General features: G+C 63.4%; 20 protein-coding genes and 1 pseudogene. 11 read left to right on the forward strand and 10 right to left on the reverse strand.

What is annotated here, in order from left to right; genetic code table 11:
• Nucleotides 1–104: 104 nt before the first annotated feature.
• Complete coding sequence (gene alr, locus CKW22_RS07120) at nt 105–1,178, reverse strand: alanine racemase (protein WP_033702275.1); 1,074 nt, start codon at nt 1,176–1,178, stop codon at nt 105–107.
• Nucleotides 1,179–1,266: 88 nt separating this feature from the next.
• Nucleotides 1,267–2,568: a D-amino acid dehydrogenase gene (dadA, locus tag CKW22_RS07125; RefSeq protein ID WP_033702277.1), complete on the reverse strand. Its 1,302-nt coding sequence runs from the start codon at nt 2,566–2,568 to the stop codon at nt 1,267–1,269.
• A 155-nt stretch (nt 2,569–2,723) separates the two neighbouring features.
• On the opposite strand from dadA, the gene dadR reads away from it, so the two are divergent.
• A complete protein-coding gene (dadR, locus tag CKW22_RS07130; protein WP_003258963.1) occupies nt 2,724–3,212 on the forward strand; it encodes a transcriptional regulator DadR in 489 nt (162 codons plus the stop codon).
• Nucleotides 3,213–3,214: 2 nt separating this feature from the next.
• Here the strand turns inward: dadR and CKW22_RS07135 are convergent, their stop codons facing one another.
• Nucleotides 3,215–3,568 (reverse strand): YkgJ family cysteine cluster protein, encoded by a 354-nt coding sequence (locus CKW22_RS07135; protein WP_033702279.1) that lies wholly within the window; start codon nt 3,566–3,568, stop codon nt 3,215–3,217.
• A 161-nt stretch (nt 3,569–3,729) separates the two neighbouring features.
• Between CKW22_RS07135 and CKW22_RS07140 the strand changes: the two genes are divergently transcribed.
• The gene (locus tag CKW22_RS07140; protein WP_033702281.1) at nt 3,730–5,022 is read left to right on the forward strand and encodes an FAD-binding oxidoreductase; all 1,293 of its coding nucleotides are present in this window, start codon (nt 3,730–3,732) and stop codon (nt 5,020–5,022) included.
• Nucleotides 5,023–5,114: 92 nt separating this feature from the next.
• Here the strand turns inward: CKW22_RS07140 and CKW22_RS07145 are convergent, their stop codons facing one another.
• On the reverse strand, nt 5,115–5,345 hold the full coding sequence (locus CKW22_RS07145; protein ID WP_033702284.1) for a DUF1127 domain-containing protein: 231 nt from the start codon (nt 5,343–5,345) through the stop codon (nt 5,115–5,117).
• Between the two features lie 178 nt (nt 5,346–5,523).
• Between CKW22_RS07145 and CKW22_RS07150 the strand changes: the two genes are divergently transcribed.
• Nucleotides 5,524–6,954 carry a PLP-dependent aminotransferase family protein gene (locus CKW22_RS07150; RefSeq protein WP_162181158.1) on the forward strand — a complete coding sequence of 477 codons (1,431 nt, stop codon included), beginning with the start codon at nt 5,524–5,526 and terminating at the stop codon, nt 6,952–6,954.
• Between the two features lie 60 nt (nt 6,955–7,014).
• Entirely contained in the window at nt 7,015–8,568 is a 1,554-nt protein-coding gene (locus CKW22_RS07155) for a phospholipase D family protein (protein ID WP_095063932.1), read from the forward strand.
• Between the two features lie 62 nt (nt 8,569–8,630).
• Here the strand turns inward: CKW22_RS07155 and CKW22_RS07160 are convergent, their stop codons facing one another.
• Complete coding sequence (locus CKW22_RS07160) at nt 8,631–9,770, reverse strand: MFS transporter (protein ID WP_095063933.1); 1,140 nt, start codon at nt 9,768–9,770, stop codon at nt 8,631–8,633.
• Between the two features lie 142 nt (nt 9,771–9,912).
• Nucleotides 9,913–11,406, reverse strand: a complete 1,494-nt coding sequence (locus CKW22_RS07165; protein ID WP_033702292.1) for an aldehyde dehydrogenase — start codon at nt 11,404–11,406, stop codon at nt 9,913–9,915.
• 197 nt (nt 11,407–11,603) lie between these two features.
• On the opposite strand from CKW22_RS07165, the gene CKW22_RS07170 reads away from it, so the two are divergent.
• Both CKW22_RS07170 and CKW22_RS07175 read left to right on the forward strand, forming a co-directional pair.
• The gene (locus CKW22_RS07170) at nt 11,604–11,963 is read left to right on the forward strand and encodes a cupin domain-containing protein (RefSeq protein ID WP_033702294.1); all 360 of its coding nucleotides are present in this window, start codon (nt 11,604–11,606) and stop codon (nt 11,961–11,963) included.
• An 82-nt stretch (nt 11,964–12,045) separates the two neighbouring features.
• Nucleotides 12,046–12,249 carry an I78 family peptidase inhibitor gene (locus CKW22_RS07175; protein ID WP_033702296.1) on the forward strand — a complete coding sequence of 68 codons (204 nt, stop codon included), beginning with the start codon at nt 12,046–12,048 and terminating at the stop codon, nt 12,247–12,249.
• Nucleotides 12,250–12,316: 67 nt separating this feature from the next.
• Here the strand turns inward: CKW22_RS07175 and rpmG are convergent, their stop codons facing one another.
• Together rpmG and rpmB are read right to left on the reverse strand one after the other, a co-directional pair.
• The gene (rpmG, locus tag CKW22_RS07180) at nt 12,317–12,472 is read right to left on the reverse strand and encodes a 50S ribosomal protein L33 (RefSeq protein WP_003253507.1); all 156 of its coding nucleotides are present in this window, start codon (nt 12,470–12,472) and stop codon (nt 12,317–12,319) included.
• 11 nt (nt 12,473–12,483) lie between these two features.
• The gene (rpmB, locus tag CKW22_RS07185; protein WP_003253504.1) at nt 12,484–12,720 is read right to left on the reverse strand and encodes a 50S ribosomal protein L28; all 237 of its coding nucleotides are present in this window, start codon (nt 12,718–12,720) and stop codon (nt 12,484–12,486) included.
• Nucleotides 12,721–13,080: 360 nt separating this feature from the next.
• On the opposite strand from rpmB, the gene CKW22_RS07190 reads away from it, so the two are divergent.
• A complete protein-coding gene (locus tag CKW22_RS07190) occupies nt 13,081–14,670 on the forward strand; it encodes an ABC transporter substrate-binding protein (protein ID WP_033702297.1) in 1,590 nt (529 codons plus the stop codon).
• Between the two features lie 134 nt (nt 14,671–14,804).
• Here the strand turns inward: CKW22_RS07190 and radC are convergent, their stop codons facing one another.
• Nucleotides 14,805–15,485, reverse strand: a complete 681-nt coding sequence (gene radC / locus CKW22_RS07195) for a DNA repair protein RadC (RefSeq protein ID WP_033702300.1) — start codon at nt 15,483–15,485, stop codon at nt 14,805–14,807.
• A gap of 127 nt (nt 15,486–15,612) precedes the next feature.
• On the opposite strand from radC, the gene coaBC reads away from it, so the two are divergent.
• The 4 genes and pseudogenes from coaBC (at nt 15,613) to argB (ending at nt 19,730) form a co-directional block, all read left to right on the forward strand.
• Entirely contained in the window at nt 15,613–16,824 is a 1,212-nt protein-coding gene (gene coaBC / locus CKW22_RS07200) for a bifunctional phosphopantothenoylcysteine decarboxylase/phosphopantothenate--cysteine ligase CoaBC (protein WP_095063934.1), read from the forward strand.
• A 5-nt stretch (nt 16,825–16,829) separates the two neighbouring features.
• On the forward strand, nt 16,830–17,285 hold the full coding sequence (gene dut / locus CKW22_RS07205) for a dUTP diphosphatase (RefSeq protein WP_027592160.1): 456 nt from the start codon (nt 16,830–16,832) through the stop codon (nt 17,283–17,285).
• A 135-nt stretch (nt 17,286–17,420) separates the two neighbouring features.
• Nucleotides 17,421–18,794 (forward strand): annotated as a pseudogene (locus tag CKW22_RS07210) (phosphomannomutase/phosphoglucomutase); the annotation flags it as partial.
• A 30-nt stretch (nt 18,795–18,824) separates the two neighbouring features.
• Nucleotides 18,825–19,730 carry an acetylglutamate kinase gene (argB, locus tag CKW22_RS07215; protein WP_027592158.1) on the forward strand — a complete coding sequence of 302 codons (906 nt, stop codon included), beginning with the start codon at nt 18,825–18,827 and terminating at the stop codon, nt 19,728–19,730.
• A 76-nt stretch (nt 19,731–19,806) separates the two neighbouring features.
• Here the strand turns inward: argB and CKW22_RS07220 are convergent, their stop codons facing one another.
• A complete protein-coding gene (locus tag CKW22_RS07220) occupies nt 19,807–22,239 on the reverse strand; it encodes a TonB-dependent siderophore receptor (RefSeq protein WP_095063935.1) in 2,433 nt (810 codons plus the stop codon).
• Between the last annotated feature and the right edge of the window lie 69 nt (nt 22,240–22,308).

Consider the following 22,308-nt stretch of genomic DNA (forward strand, 5'->3'; position numbering starts at 1 on the left):
CGGGTAGAGAGGGGGTGAATGTGAACGATATCATGGCAATGCCGTTCAGTATTTACAACACACCACCCTGCAACCTGTCCGCTTCAGCGTCTTATTCGTCGCACCTACTCACCACAGTAGTCCCTCGGCACCCGCTTGAGGTTGCAGAAGATCTGGTACGGAATGGTGCCGGCATGGGCAGCCACCTCGCTGGCCAGCACCTGCTTACCCCACAGCTCCACCGGGCTGCCCACGGTAGCCTCGGGCACATCGGTCAGGTCGATGCACAGCATGTCCATCGACACCCGGCCAATCAGCTGGCTGCGCTTGCCCGCGACCATCACCGGGGTGCCATTGGGCGCCTGGCGTGGGTAGCCATCGGCATAGCCCATGGCGACCACGCCGACACGGGTCGGCCGCGTGCCGATGAACTTGGCGCCGTAGCCCACCGGCTCGCCGGCCGGCAGCTCGCGCACGCTGATGACCCGCGATTGCAGGGTCATCACCGGTTGCAGGCGCTCAGCCTCGGCCTGGGCGACTTCGAAGGGGGTGGCGCCATACAGCATGAGGCCCGGGCGCACCCAGTCGCCACCCGCCTGTGGCCACGCCAGCACCCCGGGCGAGTTGCGCAAGCTGCACTCGGCAGCCAGCCCCTGGCGCGCGGCCTCGAACACCGAGATCTGCTCGGCGGTGGCGTCGGCGTCCAGTTCGTCGGCACGGGCGAAGTGGCTCATCAATACGATGCGCAGGACGCTGCCAGTAGCCAGCAGGCGCTGATACGCCTCGTGATAATCCTTGGGGTGCAGGCCGACGCGGTGCATGCCGCTGTCGAGCTTCAGCCAGACGGTCAGCGGCTTGTGCACCTGGGTCTTTTCGATTGCTTCAAGCTGCCACAGCGAATGCACCACGCACCACAGGTCGTGCTCGGCGATCAGGGCCAGTTCGCTGGCCTCGAAGAAGCCTTCGAGCAACAGCACAGGCGCCTTGATGCCAGCTGCGCGCAGCTCTAGCGCTTCTTCGATGCAGGCCACGGCAAAGCCATCGGCTTCGGCCTCCAGTGCCAGGGCGCAACGCACCGCGCCGTGGCCGTAGGCATCGGCCTTGATCACGGCAAGGGCTTTGGCGCCGGTCAGTTCACGGGCAAGGCGGTAGTTGTGGCGCAGGGCCTGGAGGTCGATCAGGGCGCGGGCGGGACGCATGGCGGCATGCCTTATGGTGGTTCAGTTTAATAACGGTGTTTGCCTCTTCGCGGGTAACCCCGCGAAGAGGCCAGCGCAGGCCTTCAAATCATTGATGCACGGGCGCGGTCTGGCCTTGCTTGGTGGCTTCCCGGCTGTTGCCATAACGGGAAATATCCAGGCCTTCGGCACTGATCTGCGGCTTCTTGCGCGCAATCAGGTCTGCCAGCAGGCGACCCGAACCGCACGCCATGGTCCAGCCCAAGGTCCCGTGACCGGTGTTCAGGAACAGGTTACGGAACGCAGTGGCACCCACGATCGGTGTACCGTCCGGGGTCGCCGGGCGCAGGCCGGTCCAGAAACTGGCTTGGCTCAGGTCACCGCCGCGAGGATAAAGGTCGTTGACGATCATCTCCAGCGTTTCGCGTCGACGCGGGTTCAGCGACAGGTCAAAACCGGCGATCTCAGCCATGCCGCCGACGCGGATGCGGTTGTCGAAACGGGTGATGGCGACCTTGTAGGTTTCATCGAGAATGGTCGAGGTCGGCGCCATGTCGGCGTTGGTGATCGGCACCGTCAGCGAGTAACCCTTGAGCGGGTAGACCGGCGCCTTGATACCCAGCGGCTTGAGCATCTGCGGCGAATAGCTGCCCAGGGCCAGCACGTAGCGGTCGGCGGTTTCCAGCTTGCCGTCGATCCACACGCCATTGATGCGGTCGCCGGCGAAGTCCAGGCGCTGGATGTCCTGGCCGAAGCGGAACTCCACACCCAGCTTCAGCGCCATGTCGGCAAGCTTGGTGGTGAACAGCTGGCAGTCGCCGGTCTGGTCGTTGGGCAGGCGCAGGGCACCGGCCAGAATGTCTTTTACCCCGGCCAGGGCCGGTTCGACGCGGGCGATGCCGTCGCGGTCGAGCAGTTCATAAGGCACACCGGACTGCTCGAGCACGGCGATGTCTTTGGCGGCGGCATCGACCTGCGCCTGGGTGCGGAACAACTGGGTGGTGCCCAGGGTGCGGGCTTCATAAGCGATGCCGGTTTCGGCACGCAGCTCGTCGAGGCAATCACGGCTGTACTCGGACAGACGCACCATGCGTTCCTTGTTCACCGCATAACGGCTGGCGGTGCAGTTGCGCAGCATCTGTGCCATCCACAGGTACTGGTCAACGTCGCCGGTCAGCTTGATGGCCAGGGGCGCGTGGCGTTCGAGCAACCACTTGATGGCCTTGAGCGGTACACCCGGGGCGGCCCAGGGCGAGGCATAGCCGGGCGAGATCTGGCCTGCGTTGGCGAAGCTGGTTTCCATGGCTACCGCCGGCTGGCGGTCGACCACCGTCACTTCGTAACCTTGCCGGGCCAGATAATAGGCACTGGCGGTTCCGATCACACCGCTACCAAGTACCAGAACTCGCATTGTTGATCCCTCGCACGCGGCGCACCGCTGTCTTTTGTTGAAATGGCATGGATGCGCGCAGTATAAAAATTACAGACCAGTGCAATTCACTATATAAAAGCCTATATTTGGCGAGAATTCTCGGCAATATTGCCTTTCACGGAGGGGCATCCCCTATGAGAACCCAGCACCAGAGCAAGCGTGAACTGGACAAGATCGACCGCAACATACTGCGGATCCTGCAGAATGACGGGCGTATTTCCTTCACCGAACTGGGCGAGAAAGTTGGGCTTTCCACCACCCCTTGCACCGAGCGCGTCCGCCGCCTGGAACGCGAGGGCATCATCATGGGCTACAACGCCCGGCTCAATCCGCAGCACCTGAAGGGCAGCTTGCTGGTGTTCGTCGAAATCAGCCTGGACTACAAGTCTGGCGACACCTTCGAGGAGTTTCGGCGTGCGGTGCTCAAGCTGCCCCATGTGCTGGAGTGCCACCTGGTTTCGGGCGATTTCGACTACCTGGTAAAGGCGCGTATTTCGGAGATGGCGTCGTACCGCAAGCTGCTGGGCGACATCCTGCTGAAGCTGCCGCACGTGCGCGAGTCGAAGAGCTACATCGTGATGGAAGAGGTGAAGGAGAGCCTCTGCCTGCCGATTCCGGACTGACGCTAGACCAGCACCTGGCGGGTGGTGGCAATGAATTGATGAACGAGCTGCTCGGCCTCGGGCTCGATCATCTGCTCCGGGCCACGGCCGCGCGGGCAGGCCATGCGTGGGGTGGTGCCGAACAGGCGGCAGATCATCGGGCGCTCTTCATACACTGTGCAGCCGTTGGGGCCCAAGTGCACGCAGTCCAGGTGCTGCAGCGCAGCGGCTTGCTCGGCCTCGGTCTTGCGCGGCAGGCGAGCCATTTCTTCGGCCGAGGTGGTGACCGGGCCGCAGCAGTCGTGGCAGCCGGGCTCGCACTCGAAAGAAGGGATGAGTTCGCGCAGGAAGTGAATCTTGTGGCGGTTGCAGGACATGGCGGGTACAGAGCAAGAAGGTGGGGTGAATTATAGGCCCATTGCACCGGCCCTGTGGGCGCAGCTTTAACCGCGAGCGCGGACGCGGCTCTCGCCTTGTTGCCCACCTTCCGACCCCGGCTTATCCTCCCTCCTCTGCCCAAAAGCCCAGGACCTGCCCCATGATCCATAGCGCGCAGCACGCCGCTTCCTATTACGCCGCCAGCAGCGCGCCACACGCCGATCATGCCTTCCTGCAAGGCGAGCACAGCGCCGACGTGTGCATCATTGGCGGTGGCTATTCAGGCCTTAACACCGCGATCGAACTGGCTGAACGTGGCCTCTCGGTGATCCTGCTGGAAGCCCGCAAGCTCGGCTGGGGCGCTAGCGGGCGCAACGGCGGGCAATTGATCCGCGGTGTCGGCCATGGCCTGGAGCAGTTCCTCCCGGTGATCGGCGAGGAAGGCGTGCGCAGCATGAAGCTGATGGGCCTGGAGGCCGTGGAGATCGTCCGCGAGCGGGTCGAGCGCCACAACATCGCCTGCGACCTGACCTGGGGCTACTGCGACCTGGCCAACAAACCTGGCGAGCTGCAAGGCTTTGCCGAAGAAGCCGAAGCATTGCGCAGCCTGGGGTATCGCCACGCGCTGCGTCTGGTGGCGAAAGACGATATTCACAGCGTGGTCGGCTCCGACCGCTATGTGGGCGGCCTGATCGACATGGGCTCGGGCCACCTGCACCCGCTCAACCTGGCCCTCGGCGAAGCGGCCGTGGCCAGCCGCCTTGGCGTGCGGCTGTTCGAGCAGTCAGAGGTCACGCGCATCGAGTACGGCCCCGAAGTCAAGGTACACACCGCTCAAGGCCGGGTCCGTGCCAAGACGTTGGTACTGTGCTGCAACGCCTACCACAATGGCCTCAATCGCGAGCTGGGCGGCAAGGTGCTACCCGCCGGCAGCTACATCATCGCCACCGAGCCCCTGGGCGACGCGCGTGCCCGCGCGCTGCTGCCGCAGAACATGGCCGTGTGCGACCAGCGCGTGGCGCTGGATTACTACCGGCTGTCTGCCGACCAGCGGCTGCTGTTCGGCGGTGCCTGCCACTATTCCGGCCGCGACCCGCAAGACATTGCCGCCTACATGCGGCCAAAGATGCTCAAGGTATTCCCGCAGTTGGCCGATGTGCGCATCGAGTTCCAATGGGGCGGCATGATTGGCATCGGGGCCAACCGCCTGCCACAGATCGGGCGTTTGGCCAGCCAGCCGAACGTCTACTACGCCCAGGCCTATTCCGGCCATGGGCTCAACGCCACCCACCTTGCAGGGCGCCTGCTTGGCGAGGCCATCAGCGGCCAGCAGAGCGGGCGCTTCGACCTGTTCGCCAAGGTGCCGCACATCACCTTCCCTGGCGGCAAGCACCTGCGCTCGCCACTGCTGGCATTGGGGATGCTCTGGCACCGGCTCAAGGAATTGGTTTAGGTGATGTGAGGCGGAGCATGCCTTGAGGGTGATAGTGGCGCGCAAATCGAGCGCCACCATCACCCTCAAGCCATGCACCACGTAGCCCTCAATCAATCCCTCCAAAATGGCTTACGCCCCTCTTCTCGGGCCTGCTCCCAGCTCAGCCCGACATCGCGCAATTCATCATCGGTCAGTTGCAACAAGGCCCTGCGGGTGTGCCAGCGGTGCAGCATCAGCCCCCAACGGCTCAGGCCTGCCGGCGCATTGAAGACCTTGGCGTGCTGCCCGGTTTCCAGCTCCTTGGCCATCAGTTGCAAGCGCACATCGCTCATGCCACCCATCGCTGCGTTCTCCCGCTCAGTTGATACCGTGAAGCAAGCATGCGCGTCGGCACTGATGACAATACAGATCCAATAGCGGCTTATTATTCCCATACAGAATTGGCGAATCGACGGGTGAATGCTGTATTTTCAGCGCAACTGTACTGGTCGCTGCAGCTCAGCGGCGCTGGAGTATGCCGTGACGCTTTACCTCAACCTCGCCGAGTTGCTCGGCGCCCGTATCGAACAGGGCCTGTATCGCCCCGGCCAGCGCCTGCCCTCGGTGCGTGCCCTGAGCGTGGAGCACGGGGTCAGCCTGAGCACCGTGCAACAGGCCTACCGCATGCTCGAAGACAGCGGCATGGTCTCGCCGCGGCCCAAATCCGGCTATTTCGTCAGCGAAGGCCGCCACCTCCCTGCCCTGCCCGCCGTCAGCCGCCCGGCCCAGCGCCCCGTGGACATCTCCCAGTGGGAGCAGGTGCTGGAACTGGTCCGCAGCACCCCACGCCAGGATGTGATGCAGCTGGGGCGCGGCATGCCCGACATCAACAGCCCGACCCTTAAGCCGCTGCTGCGCAGCCTCGCCCAGCTGAGCCGGCGCCAGGACATGCCCGGCCTCTACTACGACAACATCCATGGCAACCTGGCCCTGCGCGAGCAGATCGCCCGCCTGACGCTGGACTCCGGCTGCCGCCTGAGCCCGGCGGACCTGGTGGTGACCACCGGCTGCCATGAGGCGCTGTCCTGCAGCATTCGCGCCGTGTGCGAGCCAGGCGACATTGTTGCGGTCGACTCGCCCAGCTTTCATGGCGCCATGCAAACCCTCAAGGGCCTGGGCATGAAGGCGCTGGAGATCCCCACCGACCCGGTCACCGGCATCAGCCTCGAAGCACTGGAACTGGCCCTGGAGCAGTGGCCGATCAAGCTCATCCAGATCACCCCGAGCTGCAACAACCCACTGGGTTACATCATGCCCGAGGCACGCAAGAAGGCCTTGCTCAGCCTGGCCCAGCGCTATGACGTGGCCATTCTCGAAGACGATGTGTACGGCGACCTGGCCTACACCTACCCGCGCCCGCGCACCCTCAAGTCGTTCGACGACGACGGCCGTGTATTGCTGTGCAGTTCGTTCTCCAAGACCTTGGCACCCGGCCTGCGCATCGGCTGGGTAGCGCCGGGGCGTTACCTGGAGCGGGTGCTGCACATGAAGTACATCAGCACCGGCAGCACCGCCAGCCAGCCCCAGCTGGCCATCGCCGACTTCATCAAAGCCGGCCATTACCAGCCTCACGTGCGGCGCATGCGCAGCCAGTACCAACGCAGCCGCGACCTGATGAGCGACTGGGTGACCCGTTACTTCCCGCCGGGCACGCGTGTCAGTCGGCCCCAGGGTGGCTTCATGCTGTGGGTCGAACTGCCCGAACATTTCGACACGCTGCGGCTGAACCGCGCTTTACTGGAGCAAGATGTACAGATCGCGGTCGGCAGCATTTTCTCGGCCTCGGGCAAGTTCCGTCACTGCTTGCGCATGAACTTCGCGGCCCTGCCTACGCCGTCAATCGAGGCCGCCGTGCGCAAAGTGGGTGAAACCGCCCTTCGTCTACTGGATCAGGACGACGCCTGCGCGTAACTTTGCGCCGCCCACCATGGTCCAACCCCTTAGGCCTTTGCTGTACAGGACACGCTTACCTTGAGATTGCAGCGAGCTCTGCCGCTTCTGCTGACGCTATTGTGCGGCCTCGCAGGCTGCGCAAGCGTCGACATCCCCCGCGAAGTCAGCCAGGCGCTGCCGGCCAAAGACTCAGCTTTCGGCCGCTCGGTGCTGCGCCAGGCTGCGCCCTACGAGGGCCGTTCGGGCTTTCGTTTGCTGCCCAACAGCAACGAGGCGTTTCGCGCGCGCGCCGAGCTGATCCGCAACGCCCAGGCCAGCATCGACCTGCAGTACTACATCGTTCATGACGGCCTCAGCACCCGTGCGCTGGTCCATGAACTGTTGCGTGCCGCCGACCGCGGCGTGCGCGTGCGCATTCTGCTCGACGACACCACCAGCGACGGCCTGGACACCATCATGGGTACCCTCGACGCCCACCCGAACATCCAGATTCGCGTCTTCAACCCGCTGCACCTGGGGCGTAGCACCGGGGTGACGCGTGCGGTAGGCCGCTTGTTCAACCTGTCGCGCCAGCACCGGCGCATGCACAACAAGCTGTTCCTGGTGGACAACAGCATGGCCATCGTCGGCGGGCGCAACCTGGGCGACGAATACTTCGATGCCGAACCCAACCTCAACTTCACCGACATCGACCTGCTGGGCGTGGGCCCGGTGGCCGAACAACTTGGCCACAGTTTCGACCAGTACTGGAACAGCGCCCTGAGCCGCCCCATCGGCGATTTCCTCTGGCGCCAGCCCGATGCCCACGACCTGCACGCCAGCCGCCATCGCCTGGAAGTTTCCCTGGCCGAGGCGCGTACGCGACGCAAGGCCTTGTATGACCGCTTGATGGCCTACCAGTCGCAGCCGCGCCTGGATGTGTGGCGCAACGAGTTGATCTGGGCGCACAGCCAGGCCCTGTGGGATGCGCCGAGCAAGGTCCTGGCCAATGACGAGCCAGACCCGCAACTGTTGCTGACCCAGCAACTGGCCCCCGACCTGAGCAACGTTCGCCACGAGCTGATCCTGGTGTCGGCGTATTTCGTGCCCGGTGAATCGGGCTTGCTGTACCTGACCCACAACGCCGATGCCGGCATCTCGGTCAAACTGCTGACCAACTCGCTGGAAGCGACCGACGTACCTGCGGTGCACGGCGGCTATGCGCCGTATCGCCGGGCGCTGCTCGAACATGGCGTGAAGCTGTATGAATTACGCCGCCAGCCGGGTGACCCGAGTGCCGGGCGGTTGAGCTTCCATGGCGGTTCGGATTCGAGCCTGCACAGCAAGGCGATCGTGTTCGACCGGCGCAAGACCTTCATCGGTTCGTTCAACTTCGACCCGCGATCGGTGCTGTGGAATACCGAAGTCGGTGTGCTGGTGGACAGCCCGGAACTGGCCGAATACACGCGCGCGCTGGCGGTGCAGGGTATGGCCCCGGCGCTGAGCTACCAGCCGCAGTTGCGGGGTGACAAACTGGTGTGGGTGACTGAAGAAGACGGCAAGCAGCGGATACTGACGTCCGAGCCTGGCGGGATGTGGCGACGGTTCAACGCCTGGGTCAGCAAGGCCGTCGGCCTTGAAAAGATGCTGTGATCGCAGCCCTTTAGGCGCCGCCCGACCGTTCAGAAAGGGCCGCAAAGCGGCCCCATACATGCTCAAGCCGAAGCCGGCTCGAAAGCCCCCCGCCGCCGAATCAACACCACCAACCCCGCCGCCCCCACAGCCATCAGCAACGGCAACGCATGCCCGCTGATCCACTGGCTCCCGGCCCCCGCCAAGAGCGGCCCAAGCAGGCAACCAATGCCCCACAACTGCGCCACGTGGGCATTGGCCCGCACCAGCGCATCATCCCGATAGCGCTCGCCGATCAACACCAGCGACAAGGTGAACAGGCCACCGGCACTGGCCCCGAACAGCACCCACAGCGGCCAGATCACCGGCGTGTGCAGCAACAGCGGTATCGCCAGGCTTGAGCACAGCAAGGTCACCGCACAACCGCTGAACAGGGTGCGCCGCGACATGCGGTCGGCCAATGCGCCGATGGGCAATTGCAGCACCGCATCGCCCACCACCACGGTGCTCACCATGAACAGTGCAATCTCGGTAGTGAACCCTTGCTGCAGGCAGTAGACCGGCAGCAAGGTCAGGATCATCGCCTCGAACGAAGCGAACAGGGCAATCGCCCAGGCGATCACCGGCAGGCGCCGGCAGAAGGCGAACAGGTCGCGGAAAGTGACGCTGTACGCTTCGGTGGTAGGCGCCCCGCCGCGCCCCAACAGCACCAGGGGTGCCAGCAACAGCAAGCCGGTCGCGGCCCAGAAACCGAAATCGTCGTCCGAGCCGAGAAAGCCCAGCACCAATGGCCCGGCCAGTTGGCTCAAGGCATAGCTGCTGCCATACAGCGCCACCAGCCGGCCCCGCCATTGCTCGACCACCAGCTGGTTGATCCAGCTTTCGCCAAGGATGAACACCACGGTCAGGGACATGCCGATCAGCAGGCGCAGAGCCAGCCAGAGCGGGTAGCTGGGCAGCAGCGCCAGCAGGCCGATCGACAGCGCACCGCCCCACAGGCACAGGCGCATCGCCGAGGGCACGCCGACCCACCCGGCCAGGCGGCTGGCCAGGCTGGCGCCCAGCAATACGCCCAAGGCAGGCATCGCGGCCATGACGCCGATGGCAAAACTGCCGTAGCCCCACCCGTCCAGGCGCAGGGACACCAGCGGCATGCTCACGCCGAGCGCCAGGCCGACACTGAGTACGGATGCCAGTACGGCGAAGTAGGTGCCCCAGCGCATGTGTTCTTCCTGTTGGATTTTCTTGGGCCCACTCGCGGAACAAGCCCGCTCCCACAAGCTCATCACCGAGATTCTGAAATCAGTGGTGAGCCTGTGGGAGCGGGCTTGCCCCGCGAATGGGCCGCAGCGCGGCCCCAGCGATTTACAGCTTGATCCAGGTCGCCTTCAGCTCGGTGTACTTCTCCAGCGCATGCAGCGACTTGTCACGGCCGTTGCCCGACTGCTTGAAGCCGCCGAACGGTGCGGTCATGTCGCCGCCGTCGTACTGGTTGACCCAGACACTGCCAGCGCGCACGGCACGGGCGGTCTTGTGGGCCTTGGAGATGTCCGAGGTCCAGATGCCGGCGGCCAGGCCATACGGCGTGTCGTTGGCGATGGCGATGGCTTCTTCGGCAGTGTCGAAGGTAATCACCGACAATACTGGGCCAAAGATCTCTTCCTGGGCGATCTTCATGGCGTTGGTCACGCCGTCGAAGATGGTCGGCTCGACGTAGGTGCCGCCGGTCTCTTCGAGGATGCGCTTGCCACCAGCCAGCAGTTTGGCGCCGTCCTTGTGGCCGGCGTCGATGTACGACAGCACGGTGTTCATCTGCTGGGTGTCGACCAGCGCGCCGACGGTGGTCTGCGGGTCCAGTGGGTTGCCAGGCTTCCAGCCTTTGAGGGCCTCGACCACCATAGGCAGGAAGGTATCCTTGATCGAACGCTCGACCAGCAGGCGCGAGCCTGCGGTGCAGACTTCGCCCTGGTTGAAGGCGATGGCGCTGGCGGCGGCTTCGGCGGCAGCTTGCAGGTCTGGCGCGTCGGCGAAGACGATATTCGGGCTCTTGCCACCGGCTTCCAGCCAGATACGCTTCATGTTCGATTCGCCAGCGTAGATCATCAGTTGCTTGGCGATCTTGGTCGAACCGGTGAACACCAGCGTGTCGACATCCATGTGCAGGGCCAGGGCCTTGCCTACTGTGTGGCCGTAGCCTGGCAGCACGTTCAGCACACCGGCCGGGATGCCGGCTTCGATGGCCAGCTGGGCGATGCGGATGGCGGTCAGTGGCGATTTTTCGGACGGCTTCAGGACTACCGAGTTACCGGTGGCCAGGGCTGGGCCGAGCTTCCAGCATGCCATCAGCAGCGGGAAGTTCCACGGCACGATGGCGCCGACCACACCCACCGGCTCACGGGTTACCAGGCCGAGCTGGTCATGCGGCGTCGGCGCGACTTCGTCGTAAACCTTGTCGATAGCTTCGGCATTCCAGTGCAGGGCTTGTGCCGCACCTGGGACGTCGATGCTCGAGGAATCGCCGATCGGCTTGCCCATGTCCAGGGTTTCAAGCAGCGCCAGCTCTTCGACGTTCTTGCGCAGCAGGTCGGCGAAGCGGATCAGCTTGGCTTTGCGCTTGGCCGGCGCCAGGCGCGACCAGACACCGGAATCGAAGGTGGCGCGGGCGTTCTCGACAGCACGGTTGGCGTCGGCCAGGTCGCAGCTGGCGACCTTGGCCAGGAAGCGTCCGTCGACCGGGCTCAGGCACTCGAAGGTTTCACCGGAGGCGGCGTCGGTGTATTCGCCGTTGATGAAGGCACGGCCTTCGATCTTCAGTTGCTGGGCACGTTGTTCCCAGTCCGCACGAGTCAGGGTGGTCATACGAAACTCCTCCTCTTGTTTAGGTGCAACGCCGCACTGAGGACTCACTGGCGTTGTCAGAAATTCTGGCCGGGCGACGAGCGCACACGGGCAAGCGATACCCTAAACCAGGCCGTGTAAACTATCAATATATTTGACACGAAAGGCCTAAACGCCTACTGATGTTCATTTTATTAAACAACAACAGGAGCCGCACCATGAGCATCGCCAGCATCATCGACTTCGCCCAGGTTCTTACCGAGGCCGAACGCTACCGCCCGGCGGCAGAGAAAATCCTCAAAGGCGAGCCGGACCAGGCCGTCTACAACCACTACGCCAGCCCGTGCGGCCAGTTCGCCGCGGGCGTCTGGGAAGGTGAAGTCGGCCAGTGGACGGTCAACTACACCGAACACGAGTACTGCGAGATCGTGCTGGGTGTTTCGGTGCTGCGTGACCAGGACGGCGGCGCCAAGACCCTGCGTGCCGGTGATCGGTTCGTCATCCCGGCAGGCTTCAAGGGCACCTGGGAAGTGCTGGAGCCTTGCCGCAAGATCTATGTAATGTTCGAGCAGAAATAACTATGTAACACAGCCGGCCAGCTGGCATGCGTGAGGATGGCCCTGCCCACACCGGGCCATTTACTTCAGAAGGATACCAAGCATGAACAACGATGAAGCCTTGCAAGCCCTCGCCCATCTGGTCGATACGCCTTACGAGCCTGGGGTTAAAGCCACCATCAGCGCACTCACCGGCCGCACTCGTGTGGTAGGCCCCAATGAGATGTCCACCCTCGAATACGATATCAACCGGGTGCACATCAGGACCGATGCCAACGGCCTGATTAAGGGGTTCAGCTTCGGCTGACCGAGCGAAGGCCATAAAAAAACCCGCATCCTTTCGGATGCGGGTTTTTTTTCAGGTCGCCGATCAATTACTTGATCTTGGCTTCCTTGTACACCACGTGCTTACGAACAACCGGATCATATTTCTTGATCTCGATTTTGTCCGGGGTGGTGCGCTTGTTCTTGTCGGTGGTGTAGAAGTGGCCGGTACCGGCACTCGAAACCAGACGGATCAATTCACGCATGATGTTCTCCCTTAAACCTTGGCGCCAGCTTTACGGATGTCAACCAGAACGGCGTCGATGCCGCGCTTGTCGATGATACGCATGCCCTTGGCGGAAACACGCAGACGCACGAAACGCTTCTCGGACTCAACCCAGAAACGGTGGTGCTGCAGGTTCGGCAGGAAACGACGACGGGTTTTGTTGTTTGCGTGGGAAATGTTGTTCCCGGTTACTGGACCCTTACCAGTAACTTGACAGACTCTCGACATGACTCAGCCCTCTAAAACCACATGCCCAACCCGGCATGGGTTGGCCGCTTAATCTCTCAGTCTTTGGCGCCAGGCGCCGTGATTCTGGAGGTCTTATCGACCGGATCCGCTGATGCGACAGGCCGAGCCCCTAGAAAAGAGCGCTGCTTTATACCAGAAAGACTCGGCTGCAACAACATATGATGAATATTGACACGACGCCGAGTGCGCCGGGGCAGCATAGCGGCAGGCCCCGTCAGGCGTCGACCACTCGTCGCCGAATTTGTAAAAAAGGGTGTGGTCATTTGCAGGCGGGCGCACTAGGGTAGGACGTTTCCAGACTGCACTGGCAGATGGGCCACTGACAGCCAAGGAGTCACGATGCGTGCCGCCGCCCTTTCCCTCTTGTTCACCTCACTGTTTACCGCAGGCGTCACCCAGGCAGCCGCGCTGAGTGTTTGCAGCGAAGCCAGCCCCGAAGGTTTCGACGTGGTCCAGTACAACTCGCTGACCACCACCAACGCCTCGGCCGACGTGCTGATGAACCGCCTGGTGGAGTTCGATGCGGCCCAGGGCAAGGTAGTGCCCAGCCTGGCGGCGAGCTGGACGGTGTCGGCCGACGGCCTGATCTACGATTTCAAGCTGCGCGATGACGTGAAGTTTCACACCACTGCCTACTTCAAACCGTCCCGCGCGCTGAACGCCGACGATGTGCTGTTCAGCTTCCAGCGCATGCTCTACCCGGCCCACGCCTGGCACAAGACCGCCCCGGGCGGTTACCCGCACGCACAATCGCTGCAACTGGGCAACCTGATCAAGTCGATCGACGCCCCTGAACCGCAGACCGTGCGCTTCACCCTGGCCCACCCGGATGCCACGTTCCTGGCCACCCTGAGCATGGGCTTTGCCTCGATCTATTCTGCCGAATATGCCGACAAGCTGCTCAAGGCAGGTACCCCGGAAAAGCTCAACAGCCAGCCGATCGGCACCGGGCCGTTCGTCTTCCAGCGCTTCCAGAAGGACGCCGTGGTGCGCTACCGCGCCAACCCCGACTACTTCGCTGGCAAGCCTGGCGTCGACCCGCTGATCTTCGCCATCACCACCGATGCCAACGTGCGCCTGCAGAAGCTCAAGCGCAACGAATGCCAGGTCGCCCTGTCGCCCAAACCGCTGGATATCGCTGAAGCCAGCAAGGATGGCAGCCTCCAGGTCGCCAGCACGCCGGCGTTCATGACCGCCTTCGTCGCCATCAACAGCGCACACCCGCCGCTGGACAAGCCAGAGGTGCGCCAGGCCATCAACCTGGCCTTCGACAAGCAGGCCTACCTCAAGGCCGTGTTCGAAGGCACCGCGACGGCCGCCAACGGCCCCTACCCGCCCAACACCTGGAGCTACGCCAAGGACCTGCCTGGCTACCCCATGGACCTGAAAAAGGCCAAGGCCCTGCTGACCAAAGCAGGCCTGCCAGAGGGCTTCAGCACCACGATCTGGACCCGCCCGTCGGGCAGCCTGCTCAACCCCAACCCCAGCCTTGGGGCGCAGATGCTGCAAGCCGACCTGGGCAAGATCGGCATCAAGGCCGAGATCCGGGTGATCGAATGGGGCGAGCTGATCCGCCGCGCCAAGGCCGGCGAGCATGATTTGCTGTTCATGGGCTGGGCGGGTGACAACGGTGACCCGGATAACTTCCTCAGCCCGCAGTTTTCCTGTGCTGCAGTGAAATCAGGGACCAACTTCGCGCGGTTCTGCGACAGCCGCCTTGACCAGTTGATCAATGCTGGCCGCACCACCAACGACCAGAGCGTGCGCAGCCGCTTGTACCAGCAGGCGCAGACGTTGATCCAGCAGCAGGCACTGTGGGTGCCGCTGGCGCACCCCACGGCGGCCACCTTGCTGCGCCAGGGGGTCGAGGGGTACCAGGTGAGCCCGTTCGGGCGGTTGGATTTCAGCAAGGTTTCGGTGACCCGCTGAGGGTGCAACTGCCTGTGCCGACCTCTTCGCGGGTCAAGCCCGCTCCCACCGGGATGTCACTGCCCTTGAGAACAGTGAAGTACCTGTGGGAGCGGGCTTGACCCGCGAAGAGGCCGGCACATGCACCGCAGCACCTAGGCAACGATCCACCCCTGTTCCACCATCGACAACGGCTCGCCGTCACCCACGATGACGTGGTCCAGCACTCGCACATCGATCAGCCCTAGCGCTCGCTTGAGCGCTAGCGTCATGTGCACATCATCCTGGCTTGGCTCGCTGTTGCCCGACGGATGGTTGTGGCACAAGATCAATGCCGCCGCGTTGTGCAGCAACGCCCGGCGCACCACTTCCCGCGGATAGATACTGGCCCGGTCGATCGTGCCCCTGAACAGGATTTCGAACGCCAGCGGCCGATGTTTGGTATCCAGAAACAAACACCCAAACACCTCACTGGCCTCATGCCGCAGCATGGCCTTGAGGTAACGCCGCACCGCCACCGGGCTTTCCAGCGCAGGCGTGCGCTCGATACCCTCATCCAGGTAACGCCGGCCAATCTCCAGCAAGGCCTGCAACTGGGCGTACTTCACGGGGCCGAGGCCAGGCTCGCGCAAAACGGCTTGGCGATCGGCATCGAGCAACTGCCTCAGGCCACCAAAGCGCACCAGCAACCCTCGCGCCAGGTCCATCACATTACGCCCAGCAACCCCCGAACCCAGCAGCACAGCCACCAGCTCGGCATCCGACAACACCGCTACGCCACGCGACAGCAGCTTCTCCCTCGGCCGCTCTTCAGCCGGCCATTCCCTGATACTCATCCCTGCTCCTTGGTCCTGCTGCGGCACGTTTGGGCCCTGTGTTAATCTAGTTCGCCTCGTACATGCGACGTTCTGCCGCAGGCAGTTCTTGTCGCCGCCCGCTTTCACTGGAAAAAGGCAAAAGCCTATGCAGCGGCTGTATCACAAGCGCATCGTTCTCGGCGTCGGTGGCGGCATTGCCGCCTACAAAAGCGCCGAGCTGATCCGCCGACTCCTGGAGCACGGCGCGCAGGTGCGCGTCGTCATGACCCGTGGCGGTGCAGAGTTCATCACCCCGCTGACCCTGCAGGCGTTGTCCGGCCACCCGGTGCACATGGACCTGCTCGACCCCGCCGCCGAAGCGGCCATGGGCCATATCGAGCTGGCCAAGTGGGCCGACCTGGTGCTCATCGCCCCCGCCACTGCCGACCTGATGGCGCGCATGGCCCAAGGCATGGCAGACGACCTGCTGACCACCCTGATACTGGCCACCGACGCCACCGTTGCCGTGGCCCCGGCCATGAACCAGGCCATGTGGCGCGACCCGGCCACCCAGACCAATCTCGACCTGCTCAAAAGCCGCGGCATCCAGGTATTCGGCCCGGCTTCCGGCAGCCAGGCCTGTGGCGACGTAGGCCTTGGCCGCATGCTGGAAGCCACCGACCTGGCCTGGTGCGCCGCCGAAAGCTTCAAGCGCCAGACGCTGACCGGCAAACACGTGCTGATCACCGCCGGCCCGACCCAGGAAAACATCGACCCGGTGCGCTACATCACCAATCATAGCTCCGGGAAGATGGGCTTCGCCCTGGCCGAAGCGGCCGCCGAGGCCGGTGCTCGGGTGACCCTCGTCACCGGCCCGGTGCACCTGCCCACGCCCGACCGGGTCAACCGGATCGACGTGGTCAGCGCGCGCGACATGCTTGCGGCCTGTGAAGCGGCCATGCCCTGCGACCTGTTCATTGCCTCGGCGGCCGTCGCGGACTACCGGCCAGAGGTCGTTGCTGCGCAAAAACTCAAGAAAGATCCTACGACCGGCGACGGCATGCTGCTGCAGATGGTGCGCAATCCCGATATCCTTGCAACCATTGCTGGCCGTAGCGACCGCCCGTTCAGTGTCGGCTTCGCCGCCGAGACCGAACACCTGCTCGATTACGCCACGCGCAAGCTCAAGGACAAGAACCTCGACCTGATCGTCGCCAATGATGTGGCCAACCCCAGCATCGGCTTCAACAGCGAAGAAAACGCCTTGACCGTGATCGATCGCCAGCAGCACCAGACCCTCTTTGCGCAGACCAGCAAGGGCAAGATCGCCCGGCAACTGGTCGCCTTCATCGCCGAACGGCTCAACCAGGTTCAATAAGTTACATGCACGCTCTTCAAGCCAAGATCCTCGACCCACGCCTGGGCACCGAATTCCCCCTGCCGCAGTACGCCACCCCGGGTTCCGCCGGGCTGGACCTGCGCGCCCTGCTCAAGGAGGACACTGTCCTCGAGCCAGGCCAGACCCTGCTGATCCCCACCGGCCTGTCGATCTACATCGGCGACCCGGGCCTGGCGGCCATGATCCTGCCGCGCTCGGGCCTGGGCCATAAGCACGGCATCGTGCTGGGCAACCTGGTCGGCCTGATCGACTCGGACTACCAGGGCGAGCTGATGGTGTCGTGCTGGAACCGCGGCAACACCCCATTCACCATCGCCATTGGCGAGCGCATCGCCCAATTGGTGCTGGTGCCGGTGGTGCAGGCGCATTTCGACATCGTCGAGGCCTTCGACGAAAGCCAGCGTGGCACTGGCGGCTTCGGCCACTCCGGCAGCCACTGAGCCGACAGCTGACCGTTCAGGCCAAGGATGGCGAACTCTCTGGCGAAACCACCGTCCAAGCGTTCAGTTTGCGCCTGCCCAGACAGCCTTTGACTAATGGAGCTTCCAGAGATGAACGAAATGGCCCAGCTGGTCCCCGCACTGCCGGACAGCATTTTCCGCGCTTATGACATTCGCGGCGTGGTCGGCAAAACCCTCCACGCCGAAACCGCCTACTGGATCGGCCGCGCCATCGGCGCCCAGACCCTCGCCCAGGGCGAGCCACAGATCGCTGTCGGCCGCGATGGCCGCCTGTCTGGCCCAATGCTGGTCGAGCAGTTGATCAAAGGCCTGGCCGACGCCGGTTGCCAGGTCAGCGACGTCGGCCTGGTGCCGACCCCGGCGCTGTATTACGCCGCCAACGTGCTGGCCGGCAAATCGGGTGTGATGCTGACTGGCAGCCACAACCCATCGGACTACAACGGCTTCAAGATCGTCATCGCCGGTGACACCCTGGCCAACGAACAGATCCAAGCCCTGCTGACCCGCCTGAAAACCAACGACCTGACCCGTGCCGAAGGCAGCGTGCAGAAGGTCGAGATTCTCGAGCGCTACTACCAGCAGATCATCGCCGACGTGAAGCTTTCGAAAAAGCTCAAGGTGGTGGTGGACTGCGGCAACGGCGCGGCCGGCGTTATCGCCCCGCAACTGATCGAAGCACTCGGCTGCGAAGTCGTCCCGCTGTTCTGCGAGGTCGACGGCAACTTCCCCAACCACCACCCAGACCCTGGCAAACCAGAAAACCTCGAAGACCTGATCGCCAAGGTCAAGCAGACCGGTGCCGACATCGGCCTGGCCTTCGACGGCGACGGCGACCGCGTGGGCGTGGTGAGCAACACCGGCACCATCGTCTACCCCGACCGCCTGCTGATGCTGTTTGCCCAGGACGTGCTGTCGCGCAACCCGGGCGCCGAGATCATCTTCGACGTCAAATGCACCCGTCGCCTGACCCCGCTGATCGAACAGCATGGCGGCCGCGCGCTGATGTGGAAGACCGGCCATTCGCTGATCAAGAAGAAGATGAAAGAGACTGGCTCGTTGCTGGCTGGCGAGATGAGCGGGCACATTTTCATCAAGGAGCGCTGGTACGGTTTCGACGACGGCATCTACAGTGCCGCGCGCCTGCTGGAGATCCTCAGCAAGGCCGACCAGGACGCCGAAAGCCTGTTCGCGGCGTTCCCGAACGATATTTCCACGCCGGAAATCAATATTGATGTGACCGACGAGGGTAAATTCAGCATCATTGATGCACTGCAACGCGACGCCGACTGGGGCGCGGCCAACCTGACCACCATCGACGGTGTGCGGGTCGACTACGACCACGGCTGGGGCCTGGTACGCGCCTCCAACACCACACCGGTGCTGGTGCTGCGTTTCGAGGCCGACAGCGACGCCGAATTGCAACGTATCAAGGATGTTTTCCGCGCCCAGTTGCTGCGGGTTGCCCCTGAGCTGCAACTGCCGTTCTGACCGACTATCTGTTCCTTACAGGAGCCCTGCATGACCCTCGATCGCGATGCCGCTTCCCATGTAGCCGAAGTTTTGTCCGAAGCACTGCCTTACATCCGCCGCTTTGTCGGCAAGACCCTGGTGATCAAGTACGGCGGCAACGCGATGGAGAGCGAGGAGCTCAAGACCGGCTTCGCCCGTGACATCGTGCTGATGAAGGCTGTGGGCATCAACCCGGTGGTGGTCCACGGTGGTGGCCCGCAGATCGGCGACCTGCTCAAGCGCCTGTCGATCGAAAGCCACTTCATCGACGGCATGCGCGTCACCGACTCGGCGACCATGGACGTGGTGGAGATGGTGCTGGGTGGCCAGGTCAACAAGGATATCGTCAACCTGATCAACCGCCACGGCGGCAGCGCCATCGGCCTGACCGGCAAGGACGCGGAACTGATCCGCGCCAAGAAGCTGACCGTAAGCCGCCAGACGCCAGAGATGACCACCCCGGAAATCATCGACATCGGCCATGTCGGCGAAGTCGTGAGCGTGAACACCGACCTGCTGAACATGCTCGTCAAGGGCGACTTCATCCCGGTGATCGCGCCGATCGGCGTCGGTGCCAATGGTGAGTCGTACAACATCAACGCCGACCTGGTGGCAGGCAAGGTGGCCGAGGCGCTGAAAGCCGAGAAGCTGATGCTGCTGACCAACATCGCCGGCCTGATGGACAAGCAGGGCCAGGTCCTGACCGGCCTGACCACCGAGCAGGTCAACGAACTGATCGCCGACGGCACCATCTACGGCGGCATGCTGCCGAAGATCAAGTGCGCACTGGATGCGGTGCAAGGTGGCGTGAACAGCTCGCACATCATCGACGGCCGCGTGCCCAATGCGGTGCTGCTGGAGATCTTCACCGACAGCGGTGTGGGCACGTTGATCACCAATCGCAAGCCACGCTGACTCATCAAGCGGCCAGTTCAGGCAGGCACCCAAAAGGCGACCCGCAAAGGTCGCCTTTTTTTGTGCGCTCAGGTGCCTAGAAGCTGTAGCGGGCAGTCAGTTTCACATTGCGCGGGTCGCCGTAGATGTCGTACGGGCTGTAGGCGCCATTGGCCACACTGCTGTAGTAGGTACGGTCGAACAGATTGTTGAGGTTGACCTGTAGGTCCAGTTGCTCGCTGGCCTGGTAGCCTGCCACCAGGCCGACCACGGTGTACGAGCCCTGCTGGTTTTGCCAGGCAGTGGCGCCGGCACCACCCGAGGTGCGGATGCGGCTCTGCTGGTAGATGTCACCGCCCACACGCCAGCGCTGCAACTCACCCGGCAGGGTGTAGATCGTCGACAGCTTGAACAGCTGGCGCGGTTTGGTGCGGTCGAAGTCCTCGCCCTCCCGGGCTTTGTTGGCGTCGCTGACGTATTTCGTCTGGGTGTAGGTGTAGCCGGCGGCCAGCTGCCAGTTGTCCGTCAGGGCGCCCTGGATTTCAAGGTCGATGCCCTTGCTGCGGACCAGCCCGGCAGCCTCGTAGCAGGCGCTGGCGGGGCCCGCCCCGCAACCTTTGGCGTCAGGCAGCTCCTGGGCACGGTTTTTCTGGTCGATCTGAAACACCGCTATGCTGGCGTTCAGCGCACCACCAAAGTACTCGCCCTTGATACCCACTTCGTAGTTCTCACCCATTACCGGGTCAAGCACTTTGCTGTCCAGGCCTTTGCTGGTCTGCGGCTTGAAGATATCGGTGTAGCTTGCGTAGACCGAGTGGTGGGTGTCCAGGTCGTAGACCAGGCCGGCATAGCGGGTCAGGTTGCGCGTGATCTTGTAGTTGTTCTCACTGCTTTTGCTGTCGTCGAACGCGTACCAGTCGACGCGGCCGCCGAGAATCAACGACAGCGGCTCGCTCAAGCGCAACCGGGTGCTGGCATAGACGCTGTCCTGGGTGGTGGTTTCGGGAAGGCCGTTAGGGCCAGTGACGTAATCGGGCTTGGCATGCCCACGAGGGTTCCACTCGAAGGGATTGATGCCAGCGTCGATGTAGGCGCTCCAGGCCTTGCCAGAGCGGTAATCCAGCTGGCGCTTGCTGACGCCCAGGGTCACGTCATGCTGTTGACCGAGCAACTGGAAGGGGCCGCTGAGCGCCAGGTCATAGCCGGTTTCCTTCTGTTCCATGGCCTCTGTCCACAGGTAATGGCGATCGTATTCCCAGACCGAAGAGGCCAGTACATCGGTGTCGGTCTTCGACTGCATGGCTGCCAGGCGCAGCGACCAGTCGTTGGCGAAGCCGTGCTCCAGGGTGGCGAAATAGCCGGTGGTGCGATCGTCCGAATACTCCCAGTCATGGCCGAGGAAGGTGTCGCGCGGCAGCCCCAGATGGCCACCGCCACGGGCCATGGGCAACCCGCCCCAGATATAGTTGGTGTGGTTCTTCTGCCGGTAGGCACCGAGCGTCAGGGTGGTGCTTTCGCTCAGGTCGGCGTCGACCACGCCGTAGAACAGCTCATGGTCACTCTCCACCGCGTCACGGAAGCTCTTGGCGTCCTGCCGCGAGACCACGGTACGTGCGCGCAGGGTGCCGCTTTCATTGAGCGGACCGCCGACGTCCAGCGTGCCGGTGTAATCGTCCCAGCTACCGGCACTGCCGGTGAGCGTGGCCTGAAATTGGTGAGTCGGGCGCTTGCGCACCAGGTTGATGGCGCCACCGGGGTTGCCGGCGCCCTGGGCCAGCCCGGTGGCACCGCGCACGATCTCCACCCGGTCATACATGGCCAGGTTGGCTTCCCCGCTGGGCAGGTAGGTCAGGAAGCTGGTGGGAAAACCGTCGTACATGATGCTGTCGACGTTGAAACCGCGGGCGCTGAACGAGGGCCGCCCTGCACCGCCGGAGTTACTGAGAAAAATGCCCGGCGCACTTTTGACCACATCGCTGATGCTGTTCATGGCCTTGTCGTCCATACGCTTGCGCGTGACCACACTGACCGACTGCGGCGTTTCGCGCAGGCTCAAGGGCAGTTTGGTGGCCGTCTGCATGGCCCCGGTGGTATAGGAGCCGCTGTGCTCGGTAGTCGCCGCCAGGCCTTGGCCGGTAATGTTGGTCGCGCTCAGCTCCAGGCCTGTGCCAGCCGTTGCCTGCGGCGTCAGCAGGTAAAGGCCATTACCTTGCGGCGAGGCTTGCAGACCGGTGCCTTGCAGCAATTGCTGCAGGCCGCCCTGCACGCTGGTGGCGGCATTCAGGCCAGGGCTGCGCAACCCCTCCACCAGGCCCGGCTCGATGGGCAGGGTGATGCCTGCCTGGCTGGCGAAGTCAGAGAGGGCACTGCTGAGGTTACCGGCCGGCACCTGATAGGCACGGTTCTGCCGCGCGCCTTGCTCGGCGGCCTGCAGCGATGCCGCAGCCAGGCCGCCGCCCGCGATGATCAGACCCAGTGCGGCAGCGTGTACTGCCCGCGCCAGTGGTTGAATGCCCTGCGTCGTCGCCATGTGTTCGCCCCTGCCCTGTAAAAGTGATGTGTTTATGGGAGGGACACGCAGCTTGAGGAAAACACGACA

The organism is Pseudomonas sp. Irchel s3f19 (genome assembly GCF_900187555.1).
Taxonomy (GTDB): domain Bacteria; phylum Pseudomonadota; class Gammaproteobacteria; order Pseudomonadales; family Pseudomonadaceae; genus Aquipseudomonas; species Aquipseudomonas capeferrum.

What these genes read in the sequence shown, in the direction of transcription:
- alr (WP_033702275.1), bottom strand. Translation starts at nt 1,178, where the DNA reads ATGCGTCCCGCCCGCGCCCTGATCGACCTCCAGGCCCTGCGCCACAAC.
- dadA (WP_033702277.1), bottom strand. Translation starts at nt 2,568, where the DNA reads ATGCGAGTTCTGGTACTTGGTAGCGGTGTGATCGGAACCGCCAGTGCC.
- dadR (WP_003258963.1), top strand. Translation starts at nt 2,724, where the DNA reads ATGAGAACCCAGCACCAGAGCAAGCGTGAACTGGACAAGATCGACCGC.
- CKW22_RS07135 (WP_033702279.1), bottom strand. Translation starts at nt 3,568, where the DNA reads ATGTCCTGCAACCGCCACAAGATTCACTTCCTGCGCGAACTCATCCCT.
- CKW22_RS07140 (WP_033702281.1), top strand. Translation starts at nt 3,730, where the DNA reads ATGATCCATAGCGCGCAGCACGCCGCTTCCTATTACGCCGCCAGCAGC.
- CKW22_RS07145 (WP_033702284.1), bottom strand. Translation starts at nt 5,345, where the DNA reads ATGGGTGGCATGAGCGATGTGCGCTTGCAACTGATGGCCAAGGAGCTG.
- CKW22_RS07160 (WP_095063933.1), bottom strand. Translation starts at nt 9,770, where the DNA reads ATGCGCTGGGGCACCTACTTCGCCGTACTGGCATCCGTACTCAGTGTC.
- CKW22_RS07165 (WP_033702292.1), bottom strand. Translation starts at nt 11,406, where the DNA reads ATGACCACCCTGACTCGTGCGGACTGGGAACAACGTGCCCAGCAACTG.
- CKW22_RS07170 (WP_033702294.1), top strand. Translation starts at nt 11,604, where the DNA reads ATGAGCATCGCCAGCATCATCGACTTCGCCCAGGTTCTTACCGAGGCC.
- CKW22_RS07175 (WP_033702296.1), top strand. Translation starts at nt 12,046, where the DNA reads ATGAACAACGATGAAGCCTTGCAAGCCCTCGCCCATCTGGTCGATACG.
- rpmG (WP_003253507.1), bottom strand. Translation starts at nt 12,472, where the DNA reads ATGCGTGAATTGATCCGTCTGGTTTCGAGTGCCGGTACCGGCCACTTC.
- rpmB (WP_003253504.1), bottom strand. Translation starts at nt 12,720, where the DNA reads ATGTCGAGAGTCTGTCAAGTTACTGGTAAGGGTCCAGTAACCGGGAAC.
- CKW22_RS07190 (WP_033702297.1), top strand. Translation starts at nt 13,081, where the DNA reads ATGCGTGCCGCCGCCCTTTCCCTCTTGTTCACCTCACTGTTTACCGCA.
- radC (WP_033702300.1), bottom strand. Translation starts at nt 15,485, where the DNA reads ATGAGTATCAGGGAATGGCCGGCTGAAGAGCGGCCGAGGGAGAAGCTG.
- coaBC (WP_095063934.1), top strand. Translation starts at nt 15,613, where the DNA reads ATGCAGCGGCTGTATCACAAGCGCATCGTTCTCGGCGTCGGTGGCGGC.
- dut (WP_027592160.1), top strand. Translation starts at nt 16,830, where the DNA reads ATGCACGCTCTTCAAGCCAAGATCCTCGACCCACGCCTGGGCACCGAA.
- argB (WP_027592158.1), top strand. Translation starts at nt 18,825, where the DNA reads ATGACCCTCGATCGCGATGCCGCTTCCCATGTAGCCGAAGTTTTGTCC.
- CKW22_RS07220 (WP_095063935.1), bottom strand. Translation starts at nt 22,239, where the DNA reads ATGGCGACGACGCAGGGCATTCAACCACTGGCGCGGGCAGTACACGCT.